Source organism: Nocardia sichangensis (assembly GCF_047200615.1).
GTDB lineage: Bacteria > Actinomycetota > Actinomycetes > Mycobacteriales > Mycobacteriaceae > Nocardia > Nocardia sichangensis.
Genome location: NZ_JBJZOK010000013.1, coordinates 105,821 through 125,696 on the forward strand (window position 1 = coordinate 105,821; position 19,876 = coordinate 125,696).

Annotated in this window: 19 protein-coding genes and 1 pseudogene; 9 read left to right on the forward strand and 11 right to left on the reverse strand. The window is 69.3% G+C overall.

All coding sequences use genetic code 11. The annotated features are described in order from the left end of the window. Positions 1-5 precede the first annotated feature (5 nt). On the reverse strand, positions 6-908 hold the full coding sequence (locus tag ACL03I_RS19695) for an SDR family NAD(P)-dependent oxidoreductase (RefSeq protein ID WP_412806639.1): 903 nt from the start codon (positions 906-908) through the stop codon (positions 6-8). A 1-nt stretch (position 909) separates the two neighbouring features. Then, complete coding sequence (locus ACL03I_RS19700) at positions 910-1,896, reverse strand: alpha/beta hydrolase (protein WP_412806640.1); 987 nt, start codon at positions 1,894-1,896, stop codon at positions 910-912. A gap of 82 nt (positions 1,897-1,978) precedes the next feature. Here ACL03I_RS19700 and ACL03I_RS19705 point away from each other — a divergent pair, with 82 nt between their 5' ends. Further along, complete coding sequence (locus ACL03I_RS19705) at positions 1,979-2,560, forward strand: GrpB family protein (protein ID WP_412806641.1); 582 nt, start codon at positions 1,979-1,981, stop codon at positions 2,558-2,560. A gap of 35 nt (positions 2,561-2,595) precedes the next feature. On the opposite strand, the gene ACL03I_RS19710 is transcribed toward ACL03I_RS19705, so the two are convergent. Both ACL03I_RS19710 and ligD read right to left on the reverse strand, forming a co-directional pair. After that, positions 2,596-3,546: a D-isomer specific 2-hydroxyacid dehydrogenase family protein gene (locus ACL03I_RS19710; RefSeq protein ID WP_412806642.1), complete on the reverse strand. Its 951-nt coding sequence runs from the start codon at positions 3,544-3,546 to the stop codon at positions 2,596-2,598. A gap of 78 nt (positions 3,547-3,624) precedes the next feature. Further along, entirely contained in the window at positions 3,625-4,593 is a 969-nt protein-coding gene (gene ligD, locus ACL03I_RS19715) for a non-homologous end-joining DNA ligase (protein ID WP_355072318.1), read from the reverse strand. A 111-nt stretch (positions 4,594-4,704) separates the two neighbouring features. Between ligD and ACL03I_RS19720 the strand changes: the two genes are divergently transcribed. From ACL03I_RS19720 to ACL03I_RS19730, 3 genes are read left to right on the forward strand one after another with little or no spacing between them, the layout of a single operon-like run. Further along, positions 4,705-4,947, forward strand: coding sequence for a hypothetical protein (locus ACL03I_RS19720; RefSeq protein WP_355072320.1), 243 nt, complete (start codon positions 4,705-4,707; stop codon positions 4,945-4,947). Continuing rightward, the gene (locus ACL03I_RS19725) at positions 4,944-5,252 is read left to right on the forward strand and encodes a hypothetical protein (protein ID WP_355072321.1); all 309 of its coding nucleotides are present in this window, start codon (positions 4,944-4,946) and stop codon (positions 5,250-5,252) included. Before ACL03I_RS19720 ends, ACL03I_RS19725 begins: the two co-directional genes overlap by 4 nt. Further along, positions 5,249-6,037 carry a contact-dependent growth inhibition system immunity protein gene (locus ACL03I_RS19730; protein ID WP_412806643.1) on the forward strand — a complete coding sequence of 263 codons (789 nt, stop codon included), beginning with the start codon at positions 5,249-5,251 and terminating at the stop codon, positions 6,035-6,037. The genes ACL03I_RS19725 and ACL03I_RS19730 overlap by 4 nt, the downstream gene beginning before the upstream one ends. 145 nt (positions 6,038-6,182) lie before the next feature. On the opposite strand, the gene ACL03I_RS19735 is transcribed toward ACL03I_RS19730, so the two are convergent. After that, positions 6,183-8,297 carry a RecQ family ATP-dependent DNA helicase gene (locus tag ACL03I_RS19735; RefSeq protein ID WP_412806644.1) on the reverse strand — a complete coding sequence of 705 codons (2,115 nt, stop codon included), beginning with the start codon at positions 8,295-8,297 and terminating at the stop codon, positions 6,183-6,185. Between the two features lie 145 nt (positions 8,298-8,442). Further along, complete coding sequence (locus tag ACL03I_RS19740; protein ID WP_355072327.1) at positions 8,443-9,369, reverse strand: alpha/beta fold hydrolase; 927 nt, start codon at positions 9,367-9,369, stop codon at positions 8,443-8,445. Between the two features lie 107 nt (positions 9,370-9,476). On the opposite strand from ACL03I_RS19740, the gene ACL03I_RS19745 reads away from it, so the two are divergent. Continuing rightward, positions 9,477-9,959 carry a hypothetical protein gene (locus ACL03I_RS19745; RefSeq protein WP_412806645.1) on the forward strand — a complete coding sequence of 161 codons (483 nt, stop codon included), beginning with the start codon at positions 9,477-9,479 and terminating at the stop codon, positions 9,957-9,959. Between the two features lie 49 nt (positions 9,960-10,008). Here the strand turns inward: ACL03I_RS19745 and ACL03I_RS39560 are convergent, their stop codons facing one another. The 5 genes and pseudogenes from ACL03I_RS39560 to ACL03I_RS19770 form a co-directional block, all read right to left on the reverse strand. Further along, a complete protein-coding gene (locus tag ACL03I_RS39560) occupies positions 10,009-11,403 on the reverse strand; it encodes an RtcB family protein (protein WP_459561386.1) in 1,395 nt (464 codons plus the stop codon). Beyond that, positions 11,389-12,258, reverse strand: a pseudogene (locus tag ACL03I_RS19755) (RtcB family protein); the annotation flags it as partial. The gene ACL03I_RS39560 and the pseudogene ACL03I_RS19755, both read right to left, overlap by 15 nt. Before the next feature lie 91 nt (positions 12,259-12,349). Then, positions 12,350-13,429 (reverse strand): amidohydrolase family protein, encoded by a 1,080-nt coding sequence (locus ACL03I_RS19760; RefSeq protein ID WP_379254657.1) that lies wholly within the window; start codon positions 13,427-13,429, stop codon positions 12,350-12,352. A 1-nt stretch (position 13,430) separates the two neighbouring features. After that, on the reverse strand, positions 13,431-14,801 hold the full coding sequence (locus ACL03I_RS19765; protein ID WP_412806646.1) for a type I glutamate--ammonia ligase: 1,371 nt from the start codon (positions 14,799-14,801) through the stop codon (positions 13,431-13,433). A gap of 52 nt (positions 14,802-14,853) precedes the next feature. Further along, on the reverse strand, positions 14,854-15,732 hold the full coding sequence (locus ACL03I_RS19770; RefSeq protein ID WP_412806647.1) for a ribokinase: 879 nt from the start codon (positions 15,730-15,732) through the stop codon (positions 14,854-14,856). Between the two features lie 99 nt (positions 15,733-15,831). Between ACL03I_RS19770 and ACL03I_RS19775 the strand changes: the two genes are divergently transcribed. The 4 genes from ACL03I_RS19775 to ACL03I_RS19790 all read left to right on the forward strand — a co-directional run bounded on the left by ACL03I_RS19775 (position 15,832) and on the right by ACL03I_RS19790 (position 19,850). Continuing rightward, positions 15,832-17,097, forward strand: a complete 1,266-nt coding sequence (locus tag ACL03I_RS19775; protein ID WP_412806648.1) for a glutamate-5-semialdehyde dehydrogenase — start codon at positions 15,832-15,834, stop codon at positions 17,095-17,097. 90 nt (positions 17,098-17,187) lie between these two features. Then, complete coding sequence (locus ACL03I_RS19780) at positions 17,188-18,069, forward strand: AAA family ATPase (RefSeq protein ID WP_355072339.1); 882 nt, start codon at positions 17,188-17,190, stop codon at positions 18,067-18,069. Between the two features lie 3 nt (positions 18,070-18,072). Continuing rightward, a complete protein-coding gene (locus ACL03I_RS19785) occupies positions 18,073-19,500 on the forward strand; it encodes a vWA domain-containing protein (RefSeq protein ID WP_355072341.1) in 1,428 nt (475 codons plus the stop codon). A gap of 8 nt (positions 19,501-19,508) precedes the next feature. Further along, a complete protein-coding gene (locus tag ACL03I_RS19790) occupies positions 19,509-19,850 on the forward strand; it encodes an MmcQ/YjbR family DNA-binding protein (RefSeq protein ID WP_355072343.1) in 342 nt (113 codons plus the stop codon). Positions 19,851-19,876: the final 26 nt, after the last annotated feature.

Consider the following 19,876-nt stretch of genomic DNA (forward strand, 5'->3'; position numbering starts at 1 on the left):
CCATGTCAGACTCCTGTCTTGTCGGTGACCGACGTGCGGTCGGTGGTGGTCGAGTCCTCTTGTGGCAGCAGCCGCTCCAGGAGCCCGAGGGCAAAGGTGTATTGCGCGGGGAAGTACCGCTTGAGCAGCCAGACGACGTGCGCGTCCAGCTGGGGGAGTACGTAGAGCTGCCCGCGGTCGTGCGCGTCGAGGGCGGTGCGCGCGACGCGCACGGGGGAGAATCCCGTCCAGCGCATGAGAAAGTCGGCCAGCTGCGCCGATTCCTTGGTGATCCGGCCGTCGCGCGCGACGTTCGTGCGGACGAACGTCGGGCACAGGACGGTGACCGCGACTCCGGAGCCGCTCAGCTCGGCGGCCATGGTCTCCGATAACGACAGCACGCCCGCCTTGGACACGTTGTAGGCGGCCATCGAGGGCGCGGCGGCGAATCCGGCGGCCGAGGCGACGTTGATGATGCCGCCGCGCCCGGCCGTGCGCAGACGCGGAGCGAACACTTCACAGCCGTGCACGACGCCCCAGAGGTTGATGCCCAGGGCCCACTGCCAGTCGTCGAAACCGATGTTTCCCACGGCTTTTCCGCCGATGCCGACGCCGGCGTTGTTGATCACCAGGCTGACCGGGCGGTCGAAAATCGTTTCGGCGAAGCGGGCCAGCAGCTCTACGTCTTCCCGTTGCGCCACGTCGCAGCGGAAGGCGTGCGCGGCGCCAGGGTGATCGCGTTCGATCAGGGCGACCGTCTCGTCGGCGCGCGTCTCATCGATGTCGGCGCAGATCACCCGTCCGCCGCGGGCCGCGATCTCCAGCGCGAACGCCCGGCCGATGCCGCTGCCCGCGCCGGTGACCACGGCTCGCGCGCCGTGCGTGCGCCGGGTGCGGCCCAGGGCCACCAACTTGTCCAATCCGAACATCTCAGCTCACCTTTTCCGTGCCGGAGGTAGCGACCAGCGCCGCGCGCAGGAAGTCGGCGGCGCGGGCGAGAGCCTGGTCGGCTTCGGGCACCACCATGGGAAGGGCCTGGAAGACATGCAGTTGTCCCGGCCAGATCTCGAGTTCGCAGCTGCCGCCCGCGCGCCGGACCATTTCGCACAGCGCCTCTGCGTCGGCGCCGAGCATCTCCGTGCCGCCGACCTGCACCAGGATCGGCGGCAGCGCGAGACCGTGCGGGATGGCCAGCCGCAGGCGCGCCGCGTCGGCGGCGTGGCCGCTGGTGTAGGCCGCGGGCAGCTTGCTCGCGGCGGCGGCCGAGATCAGCGGATCGGTCCGGACGCGTTCCCGCTCGGCCGCCAGGCTCAGGGTGAGGTCGAGCAGCGGGGAGAACATCGCCACGGCCGCGGGCTGCGGCCGTCGGTGCCGTCCGTTCTCGACCAGCAGGTCCAGTGCGAGATGCCCACCCGCGGAGTCGCATGCGATCACCAGGTCTTCCGGGGCGATGCCACGGCCGAGCAGCCAGCGGTAGCCCGCTTCGATGTCGTCGGCCGCGGCCGGGAACCGGTGTTCGGGCGCCAGACGATAGTCGGAGAGGAAGACCGGGAGTCCCGTCTCGGCCGACAGCCGGGCCGCGAGCCCGCGATGGGTGCGAGCCGAGCAGATCACGTAGCCGCTGCCGTGGATGTAGTAGACGGCCCGCGTTCCGAACGGCACCCCCTCCGCCCGAACCCATTCACCGCGCACCGCGCCCGACCGGACCTGAGTGACGGAAGTGCCTGCCGGAACCGGACCGCCGACGGCCATCAGGGTGGCGATGAGCTTACGCGCGAACCAGACACCCGGCGGATTCATCGGAACCGCGCAGTTCAGCGGACGCAGGGTGAGCCTGGTAGCTGCCGCGGCCACAGTGGCGCGTGCCGAGGGCGCGGTGGGAACACCGGGGACCGAGGTCCTCGTCGACCTTGTCATGCGCTAAGAATCAGTGATGAATGTGCCAGTTGTCAATGGCACATTTCTAGAAGGCTGATCTGCGTGCCGGTTACCGTGACGTATGGCGACGTTGGACGACGACGACATAGCGGCGGCGACGGTCGGCGACTTGCGGCCCTACGCGGCCGGGGTGGTGCTCGAGGAATACAATCCGGCGTGGCCGGACTGGTACGCGGAAGAAGAAGCCGCGATACGTGCGGCGCTCGGCGATGTGGCGCTGCGAATAGAGCACACGGGGTCCACGTCGGTTCCCGGTCTCGCGGCCAAGGCGGTCATCGACATCCTGCTGCTTGTTCCGGATGCCGCCGCCGAAGTCGCCTATCTATCGGCCCTCGAGGCTGCCGGGTATGAGCTGCGTATCCGGCAACCGGACTGGTACCAGCATCGCTGTTTCGTTCGTCGGGTGGACAGCGGTGCGCGGTGGAACGTGAATCTGCATGTGCTCTCGCCGGAATCGGGAGGGCCCGAGATCGAGCGGATCCTGGCCTTCCGCGACTGGTTGCGCACGCACGAGGACGATCGTGCGTATTACGAACGGACCAAACGGGAACTGACGCAGCGCGAATGGAAGTTCGTGCAGCACTACGCCAACGCCAAGAGCGGAGTCGTCGAGGAAATCCTCGGTCGAGCGTTGTTCGGCTGACACACTCGAATGTTGTTGCGCGCGAAGTGCCTTCGTCAGTACCCGAGCGCGGGATCGATCGGCGCGAGGAACGGGCGGCGTTCGATGAAGCGCTCGACGTTCGCCTGGACGTGGTCGGCGAAGGCCGCCAAGCGGAGTTGGGGCGGATTCGAATCATGCGGGGTGATAATGGCATTCGGCAGCGACCAGAGCGGATGGCCCGCCGGGAGCGGCTCGGGGTCGGTGACGTCGAGTCCGGCGCCGCCGATCGCGCCGGAGCGCAGCGCGTCGACCAGTGCGTCGGTGTCGACGAGGCTGCCGCGCGCGACGTTGACGATCCAGGAGGACGGCTTGAGCCGCGCGAGTTCGTCCGCGCCGATGAGATGCCTGGTGGCGGGCGTGGCGGGCGCGGCGACCACCACGTGATCGGTGTGCGGCCAGACCCGGCCGAGGTGCTCGGCGGAGATCGTCTCGACCGACGGCGGGATGCCTGCGCCGGTGACCGGCCGTCCGCTGCGGTTCACCGCGATGATGTGCGCGCCGAGCGGCACCAGCATCGGGATCAGCGCACGGCCGATGCCGCCCGCGCCGACGATCGTGACGGTCTTGCCGCGCAGCGTGCCGACGTGTGGAAAGAAGTCCTGCTGCCGCCAGTCCGCCGCGCGCAAGTGCTCGGGCAGATAGCGGACGCCCGCGAGCAGCAGCATGAGCGCGTGCTCGGCCACACTCGCCGCGAAAGCGCCTGCGGCTGAGGTGAATCGCACACCGGGATGCCTGGCGATGACGCCCGCGGTGAACCATTCCTCGATACCGGCGGCCGGGAGCTGCACCCATTCCACGCCTGCGGGCAGTCGCTCCGGGAACTCGCCCGGGCCGCCGACCCAGATCAGCCCTTGCGCCTCGTCGAGATCGGAGACGGCGGCGCCCGCCTCCACCACGGCCTTCTCCACCAGGGTGGGGGCAGGATCGGCGGGGGCGATCGCGATCGTTACTGCCGGCCGGTTCATGGTTGGACCTCCTTCGGAGCAGTAGGACGTGGTCGCGAGCGGGTGGACGTTGCGACCGTAGCACCGCCGGGCGCGGCGCTAGGCCCCGCTCTGCTCGTCGTCGAGCTCCACGTCCACCTTGTCCCGCTCGGCCCACTCCAGGAGAGGATCCAGGTGGAACACCGCGTCATCCATGCCCGCGTGCAGATCGCCGAGTTCGGCGAAGCGAGCGGGGACGGAGGACATGGTGAAGTCGCGCGGATCGATGTCGGGAATCTCGTCCCAGCGTACCGGGGTGGAGACCGTCGCGGCGGGGACGCCGCGCACCGAGTAGGCGGCGGCGATGGTGTGATCGCGCGCGTTCTGGTTGTAGTCGACGAACAGCAGCTTCGGGTCGCGGTCGCGCCGCCACCACGTGGTGGTCACGTCATCGGGTGCGCGGCGCTCGACCTCGCGGGCGAACGCCAGCGCCGCCCGGCGCACCTCCTGGAAACCCCAGTGCGGCGCGATCCGGACGTACACGTGCAGGCCTTTGCCGCCGGAGGTCTTCGGCCATCCGACGGCGCCGATCTCGTCGAGGATCTCTTGCACCACCGTCGCGACCCGCTGCACCCGCGACCACGGGCAGTCCGGCATCGGGTCGAGGTCGATGCGCCACTCGTCCGGACGCTCGGTATCGGCGGCGCGGGAATTCCACGGATGGAACTCGACGGTCGACATCTGCACCGCCCAGATGACGTCGGCGAGCTTCTCGACGCACAACTCGTCGGCGTGCCGTCCATAGCGCGGAAAGTACACCCGCACAGTCGGAATCCAGTCCGGCGCGCCCGCGGGAAGCCGCTTCTGATGCACCTTGTCGCCCGCGAGTCCTTTGGGGAACCGGTGCAGCATGCAGGGCCTGCCGCGCAACGCGTTGACGATGCCGTCCCCGACGCTCAGGTAGTACCGCACCAAGTCGAGCTTGGTCGCGCCGGACTCCGGGAAGTAGACGCGGTCGGGGTTGGAGACTTTGAGCGTGTGATCGCCGACCTCTAGCTCGATCGCCGACCCGGTGGATTTGCTGGCCACGGGTCGACTGTAGTGGCCGAGCCGAAGGAAATCCGCGCACGATCGCGCGCCGCCGCGACGGATGTCCCGTACCGGTCCGCGGCGCTGCACCGCTCTGGTATGCATACGGGTATGAGCAAGGCGACGCGCGTGACCGTCACGCTGGATCCACAGGTGGCCGAGTGGGCCAGAGCGGCCGCCGATCGCCAGAACCGCAGCCTGTCGGCGGTGATCAACGCCGCGCTGCGCACCACGCTCGTGCACGACAGCCTGACCGCGTTGACCATCGACGAGGAAGCCGAACTGGCCGCCGCCTACGACGACGTGGCGATCACCCAGGCCGCCGCCGCCGATGACGCCGACGGCGCCGCATGAGACGCGGTGAGGTCTGGCGCTACGCCCCGACCCTCAGCGACGGCACCCCCTTCCCGCGGCGCATGACAGTGGTGCTGGTGTCCGATTCGGCGGTGATCACTTCGCGCTATCGCTGGTTGCAAGTCGTTCCACTGCGCGACGCCGACCCGGGCCACGTGCTGGCCACCCACACCGAGCACGGCTGGGCCGACACCCTGAAACTGCACCGCGCCTACCGGCCCTGGCTCACCGAACACCTCGGCGTGCTCTCCTTGGAGGAAACGGAATCCCTGGACGCGCGCTTGCGGGCGACGTTGAGTCTGTGACTTCGGCGGACGGGGCACGGGGACGGCGGTGCGGGCAGAATGCCGGGATGAGGTCTCCGGGTGACGACGAGTCGCTGATCCTGGGGCTGATCAACGAGTTCTGGGTGGCGGTGGAGCGCGGGATCCCTCGTGAGATGGCCGCGTTGATGTGCGCCGAGGAAGCCGAGCAGTTCTTGGACAATGTGCCCGATCCCGACTATGACGAGTCGTCTGGTGAGCCGATCGGTGAGCCTACTTTCGAGGTTTCGGGCCTCCGCCTCTTCGGAGATGTCGCCTTCGCGCGAATCGTTCATGCACCGGACAACGTCGCTACTCTCTTTTTCCGGTACGAAACCGGGAGATGGACGGTATGCGCGGACGCTGATGAGGATCTGTCGTTGGAGCAGCTCGAAGACGACGTGTGGCCCACGATGCCTGCGGATGCGAGCGGTCTGATGCGTACTGTGCATGAGCTGCGGCGCAAGCCGATCGGGCGTCTGACCGACGAAGATGTTCGTCGTCTTCTGCAGCAGAACGAAGGCGTCGATGTCCTACTGCCGCGTGTGTTACACCAGTTGCAATGGAATCCGCTGGCCGGAGGCGACCTTTTTCCTGGTGACCTGCTGGTCGCGACGCTGCGAGTCGGCCAGGAACATTGGCGGCGGGACCCGGTCGCGGTCACTCGCATACGAATCGTCATCGACGAGGTCCGTGACCTGGGTGATTTGACCGAACACGGTGCACCGCACGAAGAGATCTGGAACCGCATCACAGATTTCCTGATCGATCTGCCCGGCAACAACTAGCCGCTACGACCCGTTGGACGTTCAGCGAGGCGACGCTTACGAACCGCGTTGCAGGCGTGCCCGATGGATGCCGGTGGAGCCTGTTCGACGGCGTGCGGCTTCTTCGTGGGTCAGGAGACCCGCACGCGTTCGCTGGGTGTCGTCGTTATGTCGGTGTGGCCAAGGCGAAGGGGAGGATGGCGGCGGCGCCAGCTGCTCGGAGGGCGTGGGCGGCGACGGTGAAGGTCCAGCCGGTGTCGGTGATGGCGTCCACCAGCAAGATCGGGCCCGGTACTCGGGTCAGGTCGGGGATCTCCCAGGAATCGAAGAGTCCGGCGACGCGATGCGCGGAGTTCGCCGCCGAGACGGGCGGTCGGTCCGGGCGGGTGCGCAGCGTGCCGAGGTCGTGCAGGCGGCCGACTTCGGCGAGGCGGGCGGCGAGGGTGGCGGTGAGCACGGGGTGGCGTGGCGATTCCAGGGCGAGCACCGAGGTCGGGCGGGTGGCCCAATCCCACTCGCGCAGAACGGCGACGCAGGCGTCGAAGACCGCGTCGGGAACCGGGTCGTCGGGGCCGTCGAGCAGCGCGCGCAGTCGCTGTCCCCAGCCGAGGTCGGTCAGCCTGCCGAGAACACGACCGGTCTCGGCTCCGCCGGATATCTTGCCGGACAAAGGGATTCCCAGCTTGGCCATACCGGTGGGCCACTGCTTGCGCGGCGCGAGATCGAGGCCGGGACGATCGAGCCGGGCCTTGGTCGCGGCCACCGCGTCGGCGGCGACAGTGCGGTCGGGGCGGTGGCCGGTGCAGTTGTCGCAGCGGCCGCAGCCGGGCGAATCCGTGGACAAACCCGGGTCGTCGAGCTGGCGGCGCAGGAATTCCATGCGGCAACCGGCGGTCGATTGATAGTCGATCATGGCCTGCTGCTCGGCCTCGCGGGCGATGGAGAGGCGCTCGTACCGTTCGGTGTCATAGGTCCACGGCCGGCCCGTGGCGATCCAGCCGCCGCGCACGCGGCGCACCGCGCCGTCCACGTCGAGCACCTTCAACACCATCTCCAGCCGGGAGCGGTTCAACTCCACCAGCGGTTCCAACGCCGCGGTGGACAACGCCCGGTCGGATTCCAGCGCGTCGAGCACGGCACGCACGATGTGCTCGCGGGGAAAGGCGACGGAGGCGAAGTAGCTCCAGATCCGCGCGTCCTCGGGGCCGGGAAGCAGGATCACCTCGGCCCGGTCGGTGCCCCGCCCCGCGCGTCCCACTTGCTGGTAGTAGGCGATGGGCGAGGACGGCGCACCGATGTGCACCACGAATCCCAGATCGGGTTTGTCGAAGCCCATGCCGAGCGCGGAGGTGGCGATGAGCGCCTTCACCTCGTTGTTCAACAGCGCCGCTTCGAGCGCCTCGCGTTCGGCCGGGTCGGTCTGGCCCGTATAGGCGGCGACGGTGTGGCCGTGTGAGTTCAGCACGTCGGCCAGATCGTGCGCGGCGGCGACGGTGAGCGTGTAGACGATGCCGGAGCCGGGCAGCCGGTCGAGGTGCCCGCCGAGCCAGGCGGTGCGCTCCACGGCATCGTCGAAGCGGACCACCGACAGGTGCAGCGACTCGCGATCCAGCGTGCCGCGCAGCACCAGGGTGTCGGTGCCGATCTGGGTGGCGACATCGGTGACCACCCGGTCGTTGGCCGTCGCGGTGGTGGCGAGCACCGGGACGTCCGAGCCCAGGTCGGCGATCAGCGTCCGGATGCGCCGGTAGTCCGGCCGGAAGTCGTGGCCCCAGTCCGACACACAGTGCGCTTCATCGATCACCACCAGCCCGGCGTCGGCCGCGAGCCGGGGCAACACCTGATCCCGGAAATCCGGATTGTTCAATCGCTCCGGGCTGACCAGCAGCACGTCGACCGCACCGGCGGCGACCTGTGCGTGGATCTCGTCCCACTCGGTGACATTGCCCGAGTTGATGGTCGCGGCGACCACTCCCGCGCGCTGTGCCGCCGCGACCTGGTTGCGCATCAGCGCGAGCAGCGGCGACACGATCACCGTGGGCCCGCGCCCGGCCCTGCGCAACAGCTTGGCGGCGATGAAGTACACCGCCGACTTGCCCCAGCCGGTGCGCTGCACGACCAGCGCCCTGCGCCGCCGTACGACGAGCGCTTCGATCGCGGTCCACTGATCCTCCCGCAGCGCGGCGCCCGCCCCGGCCAGCTCGCGCAGCAGCTGTTCGGCGTGCTCGCGCAGGTCGGGGGCCGTGAGGTCGATCGGAGACGCGTCGGTGGCCGTGGTCATGCGGTCCATCGTGCCCGACGCCACCGACAGGCGGCGTCGGGGCGCCGGTGCGGCGATCGGTCAGCCGCGCGCGGCGCCTTCCGGCCACACATACTCGCCGTGGCGGGTGCGCATCCTCGACGTGAGGCCGCGACGACGGCCGTGATCAGGCGGATCGCGCGGTAGCGGCCGCCAACTCGGCCAGCCGGGCACGGACCAGATCCGGACGTTCCTCGAGAATGAAGTGGCCGCAGCCCCGCACCGGTTCCAGGCGGTAGTCGTCGGCACGCGCGGTCTCCTCGGCGGCGAGCGAAGGATGGACCGCCGCGTCCTCGACTCCGAACAGGGTGCGGATCGGAATCTTCGCTCGACGTCGTTCGCCGTGTCCGGCCGAGCGCGGAACTTCGCGCAGCAGGAAAGTGCGGTAGGTGTCGGTCGCCGTGCGGGCACAGACGGGGTCGCGGAAACGGTCCGCGTAGACGCGAATCGCCTCGGGTCCGAACTTCTCGCGATCGCGTACGGCGCCGGCGAAGACGAGGTCCAGGAAGCGGGTGCGCTGGTGCAGGTAGGTGCCGAACGCCGCGACGGCGGGTTGATAGAGCAGGAACCGCCACGCGTGCGGGAGGAAAGTGCGCGGTGTCTGCCACGGGTGGGCGATGTTGAGCGCCAGCAGCGCGTCGAATCGCTCCGGCTCGCGCAGCACGAGCAGGTGGGCGATGTAACCGCCCCAGTCGTGGCCGACCAGCAGCACGCGCTTCAGGCCGAGCGCGTCCAGCAATGCGAGCAGGTCGGAGGCGACTTCGTCCTTGGCCCACCGGTGCGGCGCGGGACCGGACCAGCCGTAGCCGGGTAGGTCGGGCGCGATGATCCGCAGTCCGTCCGGCGGGTCGGCGAGCAGGTGACGATAGGCGTAATGATGCTCGGGCCAGCCGTGCAAGGCCAACACGGGGCGGCCATCCGTCGGCCCCGCCTCGGTGACGTGGAAACGCACCCCGCGAGCGGTGACATAGGAACGCCGCACGCCGGGGATCTCCGGCGGGCCGGCCGCCGCGTCCGCAGGAGCGGGTGAGAAGAACGAGGGCCGCCAGGGCATATCCGATGGTATCCAGTACGCCGCCGAGACATCCAGAGCGAAACAGCTCCCGGCGATGGACAATGAAGCCCTGAATCCCCGGTAGGGGGACCGGGGAGGAGGCAGCGGTGTCGAGCCACATTCAGCCGCCCGCGGGGTGGGCTCCGCCGGGCGCCGAGTTCCGGACCAGCAACAATGTCTCGCGCACTGTGACGGGCACGCTCGTCGGCCTGTCGGTGACGCCGATCGGGATCGGCCTGGCCGCTCATGGCGGGCTCGGCACCCGGCAGTGGGTGATCCTCGGGGACGAGGGCGACCGCTGGAGCTCGAACGCCCAAATGATCGGTGGTGCGTTGCTGTTGTTCCTGGTGGCGCTGCTGGCTTCGTACTCACCCGTCGGCACTGTGATAGCGGGCCTGGTGTGGGGTCTGCTGCCGGGCGCGGTGCAGTTGTTCTTCCCTCACGACCTCTGGCGTCTGATCGAGCAGACGCCGGGGCTGTCGGAGGAATGGCGCCTGGCCCTCTACAACTGGGTGCTGAACGGATGGGGGCTGGTACTCGGCCTGTTGCTCATCGGAGCCGGGCTCGCCGCCACCTTGCGGCGGCGCTGACCGCGGCCGCACGCCGGGCGAGTCGGTCCGCCCGGCGCGCCGCCGACGTTCAGCCCTTGACGCAGAGCACCTGGTGCAGCGTCGCGACCACGTCGACCAGGTCCCGTTGTGCCTCGATGACCTCATCGATGTCCTTGTACGCGGCCGGGATCTCGTCCACCACGCCCGCGTCCTTGCGCGACTCGACGCCCTCGGTCTGGGCGATGAGGTCGGCCACGGTGAACTGCCTCTTGGCCGCGTTGCGGCTCATCCGCCGTCCCGCGCCGTGCGAGGCGGACTGGAAAGAAGCCGGGTTCCCCTTGCCGCGTACGACATACGAGCGGGTGCCCATCGAGCCGGGGATCAGCGCGAGATCGCCTTCCCCCGCGCGCACGGCCCCCTTGCGGGTGACCAGCATGGGCACGCCGTCGATGATCTCCTCCGCCACATAATTGTGGTGACAGTTTCCGGTAAGGATGTTTCCCTCGAGAGCGAAGGAGTGTGTCTCTTCCACAACAGCGCAGAAGACCTCTGCTACCTCCGTAGTGGGCCTCACCGAGCGAACTGTCCATCCGCGTCGCTCGACAGCGCTCCTATTAGCAGCCCACCGCGAGCGGTGCTTCGCATGGATAAAGAACTCAGGCGTGACGTCACTGCGCGAGATGCCCATTACGAACCCGTCGGACTCGCACCGGCCGAACCCTTCGCGAGTCTTCCTCCGTATCGGGAGGGTCCAGATGCCGAGTACATCGCAGGCAGTCTTGAAGAATTCGAGATGCTCGCGATTCGCGGACCAGATGGCCGGGCGGCCGGTCTTACCGACCTCTCCGTCTGCCGCGAAGTAGCCCGCGAGCCAGCCGTACAGATCGGAACGTGATCCGTCGAGTGGCGGATACTCGCGCTTCCACTCGCGCGGAAGTCCGCCTAACCGCTTGTACGCTTTTACGTTGTAGCCCTGCTTTCGAAGTTGCGCGACCTCGTTCAACTTCACGTAGGTCTTCCGCGATGGGTCGTCCGAGTACAGGTAATAGTAGGTTCGTACGCGCTCGAGGTTGTCGTAGTAGGGCAGTAGTGCCATGTCTTTCGACCCATAGAAGATGGCATTAGCCAGCGCGTCACCAGCGATGCTGCCATCGCCGAACACGAAGCCGCGGGCGATGCCTTCCCGAGACGGTTGGAGGTCATCCGGGCGCTTCGGGAAGACGTAGGCCAGGCGATCTCCGACGCGGAGTCCCGAAGTGATTGCCTCGGTGCGGTTATGTGCGACCTTCGGTCGAAGAAGCCAGCGATGCTCAGCTGTCGCGCGAATGGTGCGCTCTTGTCCGTAGCGCCCAACGACCAGCTCCCAGAGTGGTTGATGACCGAAGGACATGATGGGCGCCTTCACCCACTCGCCGCCCTCCGTGAGCAAGGTATGCATGCCACCCGCGAGCTCCGAGATAGGGCGGCAACCTTGTTCCGTCATCACCGAGGTCTCCCCGGCGAAGCAGCTTATCGGCTGCTCGAAACGCACTCCGCGATCGGCGAATTCGGCGGCGACCGCACGGCAGACCAGGGCGAGCATCACCGCGCGGTTGCGCGCCGCGTACTCCTGCGCCCAGGTGAGGTCGCGCCGGTACGCCCGCATCTCCGGCGTGCCGGAGACGAAGACCGCCAGGTCGCGGTCGGGCAGATCGACGTTGTGCGGCAGCGTGCGCGCGATCGAGATGTACCGCTCGGCGAGTTCCTTGCCGATGTTGCGGCTGCCGGAGTGCAACAGGATCCACACCCGGTCGTCCTGGTCCAGGCAGACCTCGATGAAGTGGTTGCCGCCGCCGAGCGTGCCCATCTGCTTGTGCGCCTTCGACTCTCGTGCCTGAACCCGGCTGTCCAGCGCGCCGAACGAACCCCAGAACCGGTCCCAGCCCGCGCGCAGCGCCGCAGTGCTCGCGCCGAGGCCCGCGACCTGGCCGCCGAGCCGGGTGACGTCGACGGCGTCGTGATGCGCCTGGAAGCCGACCGGCACCGCCGCCTCGATGCGCGACCGCAGCGAACGCAGGTTGTCGGGCAGATCCGCCGCGGTGAGATCGGTGCGCACGCTCTCCATGCCGCACCCGATGTCCACGCCGACCGCGGCGGGGGCCACCGCGTCCTTCATCGCGATCACCGAGCCGACCGTGGCCCCCTTGCCGAGGTGCACGTCCGGCATCACGCGGACGCCGTGGACCCATTTCAGCGCGGCGATGTTGCGCAGCTGCTGGAGCGCGGCCTGCTCGACCTCGTGCTCGTCGGCCCACATCAGCGTCTGCGCCTTGGTGCCGCGCAGCTCGACGGGAAACATGGTGTCGATCCTTCCGTTGGTTATGCCATCAACGGTAGGTACCGAGGACACCCGGCGCACCCGAATATTCGACCGCCCGGAATGGTGGCGGTCAGCCGGCCGCCTGCTCGAACCGTGCGCGATAGACGCGCTCGGCGTTCCCGTGGGCGATGGCGCTGACCAGGGCTTCGGCGTCGGCGGTGGTGATCGCGTCGTCGGCGAGCCACTCGTCGACGAGCTTGCCGAGACCGCGCCGCCAGAGCAGGGCGCCCAGGTAGTGCAGCTCTGGGAGCCCGTAGCCGTCGGAGGAGTAACACAGCGCCCGGAACGGAGCCAGCTCCAGCGTCTCGGCCAGCACGGCCCCGGCCCGCTGTCCCACATAAGGGATGGTCAGGCCCAGATCCAGATGGACGTGCTCGAAGACGTGCGCGAGGTAAGCGGCATGGCGGTGGAAGGGCCAGCAGTGCAGCAGCATCACCGACAGCCCGGTGCCCGCGGTCCGGCGCAGGAAGTCGGTGAGCAGCAGCGGGTCGCCGTGCCGCAGGCGCAGGTCCGGGTCACCGAATCCGGTGTGGAATTGCAGCGGAAGACCTAGTTCGGCGCCGATGCGCGCGCCGAGGCCGACCAGCCAGCCGAGGACGTCCGGATCGGTGAGCCGGTGCTCGGGCGCGAAACTGGTCGGCGGGTGATCCCGCGGCGGGAAGTCCAGACCGCACCGGTAGGCCACGATCGTCTTCAACCCGACGGCGCCGACCGCCCGAGCGCGCAGCTCCTCCTCGATCCGCTCGTACACCCCGGACACCGCGCCGACCTGCGCGACGACTTGCTCGGCCACTTGCTCCAGCCGCACCACCTCGCGCACCTCCCCGCCGGCCAGCTCGATGAAATCCGCTGTTCCACCACCGATTCCGGTGTCCAGAAACCATCGGGTCACCCCGGTGGCGCGCAGCAGCCGGGCGGACACCTCGCGCGCGCCGAGCCGGGCGCGATGACGCAGGTAGACGTCCGGGCCGACGTGGGCGGGCAGATCGAGCGCGGGGGCACACCAGCGGCGCACGGCGAGCCCGATCGCGGAATCGAAACTGCCGTGCGCGCCTTCCCCGAGCAAGCGCTCGAAACCGGGCCGATCCAGGTTCTCGGTGTACACCCCGTGGCAGTGGTGGTCGGTGAGCCGGACACCGTCGGTGAGCATGTCAGAACCGCCAGCGCGTCAGGGCGACCAGCTCTTCGGCGCTCGCGGCGGCGTACCGCTCGGCCTCCGCGCGGCGCACGGTGAGCAGCGCGTCGTGTAATTCGACGCCCATGGCGTCGGCGAGCACCGTGGACGCGGCGAGGTGATCGGCGGCTTCGGACGGGGTGGTCGGCAGGCGGCGCACATTCGATACCATGCGTGCCTCGGCGTCGAAAGCCGCTGGATCACCGGTGATTTCGACCGGAAGGCGCAACTGTTCGGCGACACCGGCGAGCCCGGCGGCGATCACCGACCCGACGATCAGGTACGGATTGCCGGTCGCGTCGAAACATTTGATCTCGGCGTTGGCCGCCCACGCCTCGGTGCCGCGCACCCCGGTGACGAACCGTAGCGCGGCCTCTCTGGTCTCGTGGCCCCAGCACTGCCAGACTCCCGCCCAGCGCGACGGCTCCGACCGCAGGAAGCTCGCCGGATTGCCCGCGCCGACCGCGACCAGCGCGGGCAGTTCGCGCAGCACTCCCGCCAGGAACGCCTCGCCGGTCCGCCGCATGCCGTGCGGGCCGTCGCCGCCCGCGAACAGCGGTCCGTCCTCGTCGGTCACCGACAGGTGCAGGTGCGCTCCGGAACCGGCGCCGCCCGGTTCGATGCACGGGGCGAGCAGCGCCCGCAGGCCATGCCGCGCGCTCACCTGCCGGATCGTGTGCCGGACCAGCACGGCCTCGTCGGCGGCGGTGACCGGCTCGGACGGTTCGACCGACAACTCCAGTTGCGCGAGCGCGTATTCGGGATGGAACTGGGCGACGGTGACGCCTTGGCGCTCGAGCGCGGCGACCAGGTCGGCGGCGTAGTCGGCCACCTGCCCGAGCCGCACCAGTCCGTAGGCGGGGCCGTGGATCGCGGGTGTGAAGTCGTCGGTGTCGTCGGCGCGGCCCACCGCCCATTCGGTCTCGAACGCCATGGACAACCGCAGTCCGGCGGCCTGCGCCGCAGCCGTCTGGCGTGCCGCGAAGTGGCGCTGGCAAGCGGCGAAGCGGGTGCCGTCCTGGGTGTATTTGTCCGTGGGCGCCCACGCCCAGCCGGGTTGGCAGGCCAGTTCGGTGAGCATGCTCAGATCGGGGACGAGTCGCAGGTCGCCGTCGGGCCCGCCGAGATAGCGCCCGATCGCCATCAGGTCGTCGAAGGCGAAGGTCTCGAAGCACGGCGACACTCCGACGCCGTACCGGGACGCTCGGTCCAGCCGCTGGCTGGGGACGGTTTTCACGCGCGTGATGCCCGCGTTGTCCACGAAGCTCAGCGCGACCATGGCCGCGTCCAGCCGCTCGATCGGCGCGGTGTCGCCCTCGGCGGGGATGCGATCCGGCGTGGTGGCCATGCCCATCACGATATCGGCTCGGGCGCAGCGGGAGCCGCCGCGGCGCGAGTCGTCACTCCGCGGCGAGGGCTGCGGTGATCTCCTCGCGGGCCGGGATCGAACTGCTCGCGCCCAACCGGGTCGTAGCCAGCGCCCCGGCTGCGCAAGCCCAGGTCAGCGCCCATTCCGGCCCCCGATGCCAGGCTGCGGCCAGCGCACCGGTGAAGGCGTCGCCCGCGCCGGTGGTGTCGACGACATCGACCCGCGGGCTGGGCTGGGACAGGCGGGCGCCGTCCGGTCCGCGATAGTCCGCGCCCGCCGCCCCGCGGGTGACGACCACGTGCGCGACGGTGTCCAGGTCCGCGCCCAGTTGCTCGGCCTCGCCGGAATTCACCACGGCGACATCGATATTCGTCCAAAGATCGGCGGGCAGCGGACGGGCGGGCGAGGGGTTCACCAGCACGGTGGTGTCGTGCGCGCGGGCGTGGCGGGCCGCGGCGGCGATCGTTTCGACCGGAATCTCCAGCTGGCACAACAAGATATCGGCGGCCGCGATCGCCGCCAGGTCGTCCTCGGTCAGCTCGGTCATCCGCGTGTTGGCGCCTCCGACGACGATGATGCTGTTCTCGCCGTCGTCGTCCACCACGATCGTGGCGATGCCGCTCGGCCCGGCGACCGTGCGCAGCCGGTCGGTGAACACCGCGGCGTTCGTGAGCGCCGCGCGCAGTTCGCCGGCGAAGACGTCGTCGCCGACCGCCCCGAGGAAGCTGACCTCGCCGCCCGCCCGCCGCGCAGCGATCGCCTGATTCGCGCCTTTCCCGCCGGGCACCATGGCGAAGCCGTTGCCGAGGACCGTCTCACCGGGGACCGGTCTGCGTGCGGTCGTAGTGATCAGGTCCATGTTGACGCTGCCGAGCACCACGATCGCGGGAGCGTCCGATTCGACCGTCATATCGCCGGACGGTAGTCGCCCGGCCCGGGTCGCGCACGTGACCGCGCCCGCGTCGCAGCGGATGGGATCGGCGGTGTACCCGGTGCGTAGGCTGTACCCATGACGGTAGGAACGACCACCCAGCCTGATGTTCGCGAGGTGGTGCACGAGGCCGCGCGCAAGGCCAGGGTCGCGTCGCGAGCCCTCGCCCAGCTGACGACGGCGCGGAAGAACGACGCCCTGCACGCCGCCGCCGACGCGCTGCTGGCCGCCGCCGATCGGGTGCTGGCCGCCAATGCCGAGGACATCGCCGCGGCGCGGGCCGCGGGCACCGAGGAGTCACTGCTGGACCGGCTGCGGCTGACCGAGCCCCGCATCGACGGCATCGCCTCCGGGTTGCGTCAGGTGGCGGGACTGCCCGATCCGGTGGGTGTGGTGGTGCGCGGCTCGACGCTGCCGAACGGCTTGGAGATCCGGCAGGTGCGAGTGCCGCTCGGCGTGGTCGGCATGGTGTACGAGGCCAGGCCGAACGTCACCGTCGACGCGTTCGGGCTCGCGCTCAAGTCCGGTAACGCCGCCCTGCTGCGCGGCTCCTCCTCGGCGGCCCGCTCCAACGCCGCGCTCGTCGCGGTGCTGCGCGAATCGCTTGCCGCGCAAGACATCCCGGCCGACGCCGTGCAGTTGCTGCCGAGCGAGGACCGTTCCAGCGTCACGCATCTGATCCAGGCCCGCGGCCTGGTCGACGTGGTCATTCCGCGCGGCGGCGCCGGGTTGATCAACGCCGTCGTGCGTGACGCGCAGGTGCCGACCATCGAGACCGGTACCGGCAACTGCCACGTCTACGTGCACGCCGCCGCCGACCTGGACATGGCCGAGCGGATCCTGATCAACGCCAAGACCCGCCGTCCCAGCGTGTGCAACGCCGCCGAGACCGTGCTGATCGACGCCGGGATCGCGGACACGGCGCTGCCCCGGCTCACCGAAGCGCTGGAGCGTTCCGGCGTCACCATCCACGGCGACCTGCCCGGCCAGGTTCCGGCCACCGAGGCCGACTGGGGCGAGGAATACCTCACCCTTGACATCGCGCTCAAAGTGGTCGACGGCCTGGACGCGGCGGTGGAGCACATCAACACCTGGGGCACCGGCCACACCGAGGCCATCGTCACCGGCGACCTCGCCGCGGCCCGCGAATTCACCAGCCGGGTCGACGCCGCCGCCGTGATGGTGAACGCCTCCACCGCGTTCACCGACGGCGAGCAGTTCGGCTTCGGCGCCGAGATCGGCATCTCCACCCAGAAGTTGCACGCTCGCGGCCCGATGGCGCTGCCGGAGCTGACCTCCACGAAGTGGATCGTCTGGGGCGAAGGACAGATCCGGCCCGTCTGACCCGCGTGCGCGGCGGCTACGGCCGATGCCGAGTCGGCATCGGCGACGCGCTGCCGTAGCGTGGGGGACGGTTCGGAAGGAAGGTGCCGGGTGGTGTCGGAGAGCGCAGTACAGGAGCCGATCTTCACGTCGGTGGACGACGTGATCGAACGGTTGGCCAGCACGGGCTACCTGGCGGACAAGGCCACCGCCACCTCGGTGTTTCTCGCCGATCGGTTGGGCAAGCCGTTGCTGATCGAAGGACCGGCGGGTGTCGGCAAGACCGAGCTGGCGCGCGCGGTCGCGCAGACCTCGGGCGCCGAGCTGGTGCGATTGCAGTGCTACGAGGGCGTCGACGAGGCCCGCGCGCTGTACGAGTGGAACCACGCCAAGCAGATCCTGCGCATCCAGGCCTCCAGCGAGAACGACTGGGAAGAGACGAAGGCCGACGTCTTCACCGAGGAGTTCCTGCTCTCGCGCCCGCTGCTGACCGCGATCCGGCGCACCGATCCCACGGTGCTGCTGATCGACGAGACCGACAAGGCCGACGTCGAGATCGAGGGCCTGCTGCTCGAGGTGCTCAGCGACTTCGCGGTGACGGTACCGGAACTGGGCACGATCACCGCCAGCCGCAAACCGTTCGTGGTGCTCACCTCGAACGCCACCCGCGAGCTGTCCGAGGCGCTCAAGCGTCGCTGCCTGTACCTGCATCTGGATTTCCCGGACGAGGAGCTGGAGCGGCGCATCCTGGCCAGCCGGGTGCCCGAACTGTCGGCGGCCGTCGCCGCGCAGCTGGTGCGGATCGTGCACGTGCTGCGCGGCATGCAGTTGAAGAAGCTGCCCTCGGTCGCGGAATCGATCGACTGGGGTCGCACGCTGCTGGCGCTCGGCCTGCGGGACCTGGACGACACCACCGTCCGAGCGACGCTCGGTGTGGTCCTCAAACACCAGAGCGACCACCAGCGCGCGCTGGCCGAACTGAAGCTGGCCTGAGCCATGGCGACCGGGCCGGTCCCCGCCGATGTCGCGGCACTGAGCGCGCCACACGGTATTCCGGGACATCTGGTCGGCTTCGTGGAGGCGCTACGGGCGCGCGGGATACCGGTCGGACCGTCGGAGACGGTGGACGCGGGCCGCGTGGTGACCGTGCTCGACCTGATGGACCGTGAGGTCCTGCGGGAGGGGCTGGCGTGCGCGTTGTTGCGGCGCACCACCCACCGCGCGACCTTCGACGGGCTGTTCGACCTGTGGTTCCCCGTCGCCGTCGGGCAACGCGCCGCGAGCCAGGACGAGCTGGAGATCCCGCACACGCCCTCGGGAGACGTGGACATCCCGGCGCTGCGCGAACTGCTCGCGGAGTTGCTGGCGCAGGAGTCGGCGACCCAGCAACTGGAGGCGCTGGCCGCGCAGTTGGTCGAGCAACTCGGCCAGTACCAGTCCGCCCGCGGTCCGTCTTTCTCGTCGTACCAGGCGCTGAAAGAGGTGCAGCCACAGACGTTGCTGGCGAAGATCCTCGCGGGCATGGCCCTCGGGCCGAACACGAGCGAGTTCGACTCCGAGATCGCCCGCCGCGCAGCCCGGCAGCGCATCGCGGGCTTCCGCGCGACCGTCGAGGCCGAGACCAGGCGGCGCGTCGCCGAACGGATCGGACGCGAACGCGTGGCGAGCTACGGAGTCGCCCGGCAAGCCGAGGAGGTCGACTTCCTGCGCGCCTCCGAGGCCGAACTCTCCGAACTCAAGCGCAGTACCCAGCGGTTGGCCCGCATCCTGGCTTCGCGTCTGGCCGCGCGTCGCAGGCACGCCCACCGCGGAGCCATCGACCTTCGCCGCACTCTGCGCGCGTCCATGTCCACGGGCGGCGTGCCCATCGACCTGGTCAACCGCAAGCCGCGACCGGGCCGCCCCGAACTGGTTCTGCTGTGCGATGTGTCGGGCTCGGTGGCCGGCTTCAGCAACTTCACGCTGCTGCTGGTGAGCGCGCTGCGCGAACAGTTCTCCCGGGTGCGCATCTTCGCGTTCGTCGACCAGATCGACGAGGTGACCCGGTTCTTCGATCCGCACACCCAGCTGGACCGGTCGATGACCCGGATCTTCGGTGAGGCGAACGTCGTCGGCCTGGACGGGCACTCCGACTACGGCAACGCGCTGGCCGGATTCGCCAGGGACTTCCCGGACGCCGTCACCAGCCGCAGCTCGCTGCTGATCCTCGGCGACGCCCGCACGAACTACCGTGACCCGGAGCTGAACACCCTGCGGTCGCTGGTCGAGGTGGCCAAGCACGCGCACTGGCTCAATCCCGAACCGCGCAACCAGTGGGGTTCCGGCGATTCCGCGGCGGACAAGTACCGCGACGTGATCGAGATGCACGAATGTCGTTCGGCCAAACAACTCACCGCGGTGGTTTCGCGGCTGCTACCGGTGTAGGAGACGGCATGGACGATGCCGCGCTGCTGAGCTACTGCCTGGCCAAGCCGGGCGCCTGGCAGGACGAACCGTGGGAGGGCGACGTCGTCGCCAAGGTCGGCGACAAGATCTTCGCCTTCCTCGGCGCGACATCGGTCGGCCTCAAATGCGGGCGGACCCGTGAGGAGGCCGACGAACTGGTCCGGGTGTACCCGGGGGACGTGGCGGCGTCGGCCTACATCGGGCGGTACGGCTGGAACGTCATCCAGTTCGGCGGCGCGGTCTCGGATAACGAACTCTACGAGCTGGTCGATCTCTCCTACGAGGCCGTCGTGCGCAAACTGCCGAAGAGCAAGCGCCCGACCGCCTGAAAGGGTTCGTTAAGGGGATCTTTGGC

What these genes read in the sequence shown, in the direction of transcription:
- ACL03I_RS19695 (WP_412806639.1), bottom strand. Translation starts at nt 908, where the DNA reads ATGTTCGGATTGGACAAGTTGGTGGCCCTGGGCCGCACCCGGCGCACG.
- ACL03I_RS19700 (WP_412806640.1), bottom strand. Translation starts at nt 1,896, where the DNA reads ATGACAAGGTCGACGAGGACCTCGGTCCCCGGTGTTCCCACCGCGCCC.
- ACL03I_RS19705 (WP_412806641.1), top strand. Translation starts at nt 1,979, where the DNA reads ATGGCGACGTTGGACGACGACGACATAGCGGCGGCGACGGTCGGCGAC.
- ACL03I_RS19710 (WP_412806642.1), bottom strand. Translation starts at nt 3,546, where the DNA reads ATGAACCGGCCGGCAGTAACGATCGCGATCGCCCCCGCCGATCCTGCC.
- ACL03I_RS19720 (WP_355072320.1), top strand. Translation starts at nt 4,705, where the DNA reads ATGAGCAAGGCGACGCGCGTGACCGTCACGCTGGATCCACAGGTGGCC.
- ACL03I_RS19725 (WP_355072321.1), top strand. Translation starts at nt 4,944, where the DNA reads ATGAGACGCGGTGAGGTCTGGCGCTACGCCCCGACCCTCAGCGACGGC.
- ACL03I_RS19735 (WP_412806644.1), bottom strand. Translation starts at nt 8,297, where the DNA reads ATGACCACGGCCACCGACGCGTCTCCGATCGACCTCACGGCCCCCGAC.
- ACL03I_RS19740 (WP_355072327.1), bottom strand. Translation starts at nt 9,369, where the DNA reads ATGCCCTGGCGGCCCTCGTTCTTCTCACCCGCTCCTGCGGACGCGGCG.
- ACL03I_RS39560 (WP_459561386.1), bottom strand. Translation starts at nt 11,403, where the DNA reads ATGACGGAACAAGGTTGCCGCCCTATCTCGGAGCTCGCGGGTGGCATG.
- ACL03I_RS19760 (WP_379254657.1), bottom strand. Translation starts at nt 13,429, where the DNA reads ATGCTCACCGACGGTGTCCGGCTCACCGACCACCACTGCCACGGGGTG.
- ACL03I_RS19765 (WP_412806646.1), bottom strand. Translation starts at nt 14,801, where the DNA reads ATGGCCACCACGCCGGATCGCATCCCCGCCGAGGGCGACACCGCGCCG.
- ACL03I_RS19770 (WP_412806647.1), bottom strand. Translation starts at nt 15,732, where the DNA reads ATGACGGTCGAATCGGACGCTCCCGCGATCGTGGTGCTCGGCAGCGTC.
- ACL03I_RS19775 (WP_412806648.1), top strand. Translation starts at nt 15,832, where the DNA reads ATGACGGTAGGAACGACCACCCAGCCTGATGTTCGCGAGGTGGTGCAC.
- ACL03I_RS19785 (WP_355072341.1), top strand. Translation starts at nt 18,073, where the DNA reads ATGGCGACCGGGCCGGTCCCCGCCGATGTCGCGGCACTGAGCGCGCCA.
- ACL03I_RS19790 (WP_355072343.1), top strand. Translation starts at nt 19,509, where the DNA reads ATGGACGATGCCGCGCTGCTGAGCTACTGCCTGGCCAAGCCGGGCGCC.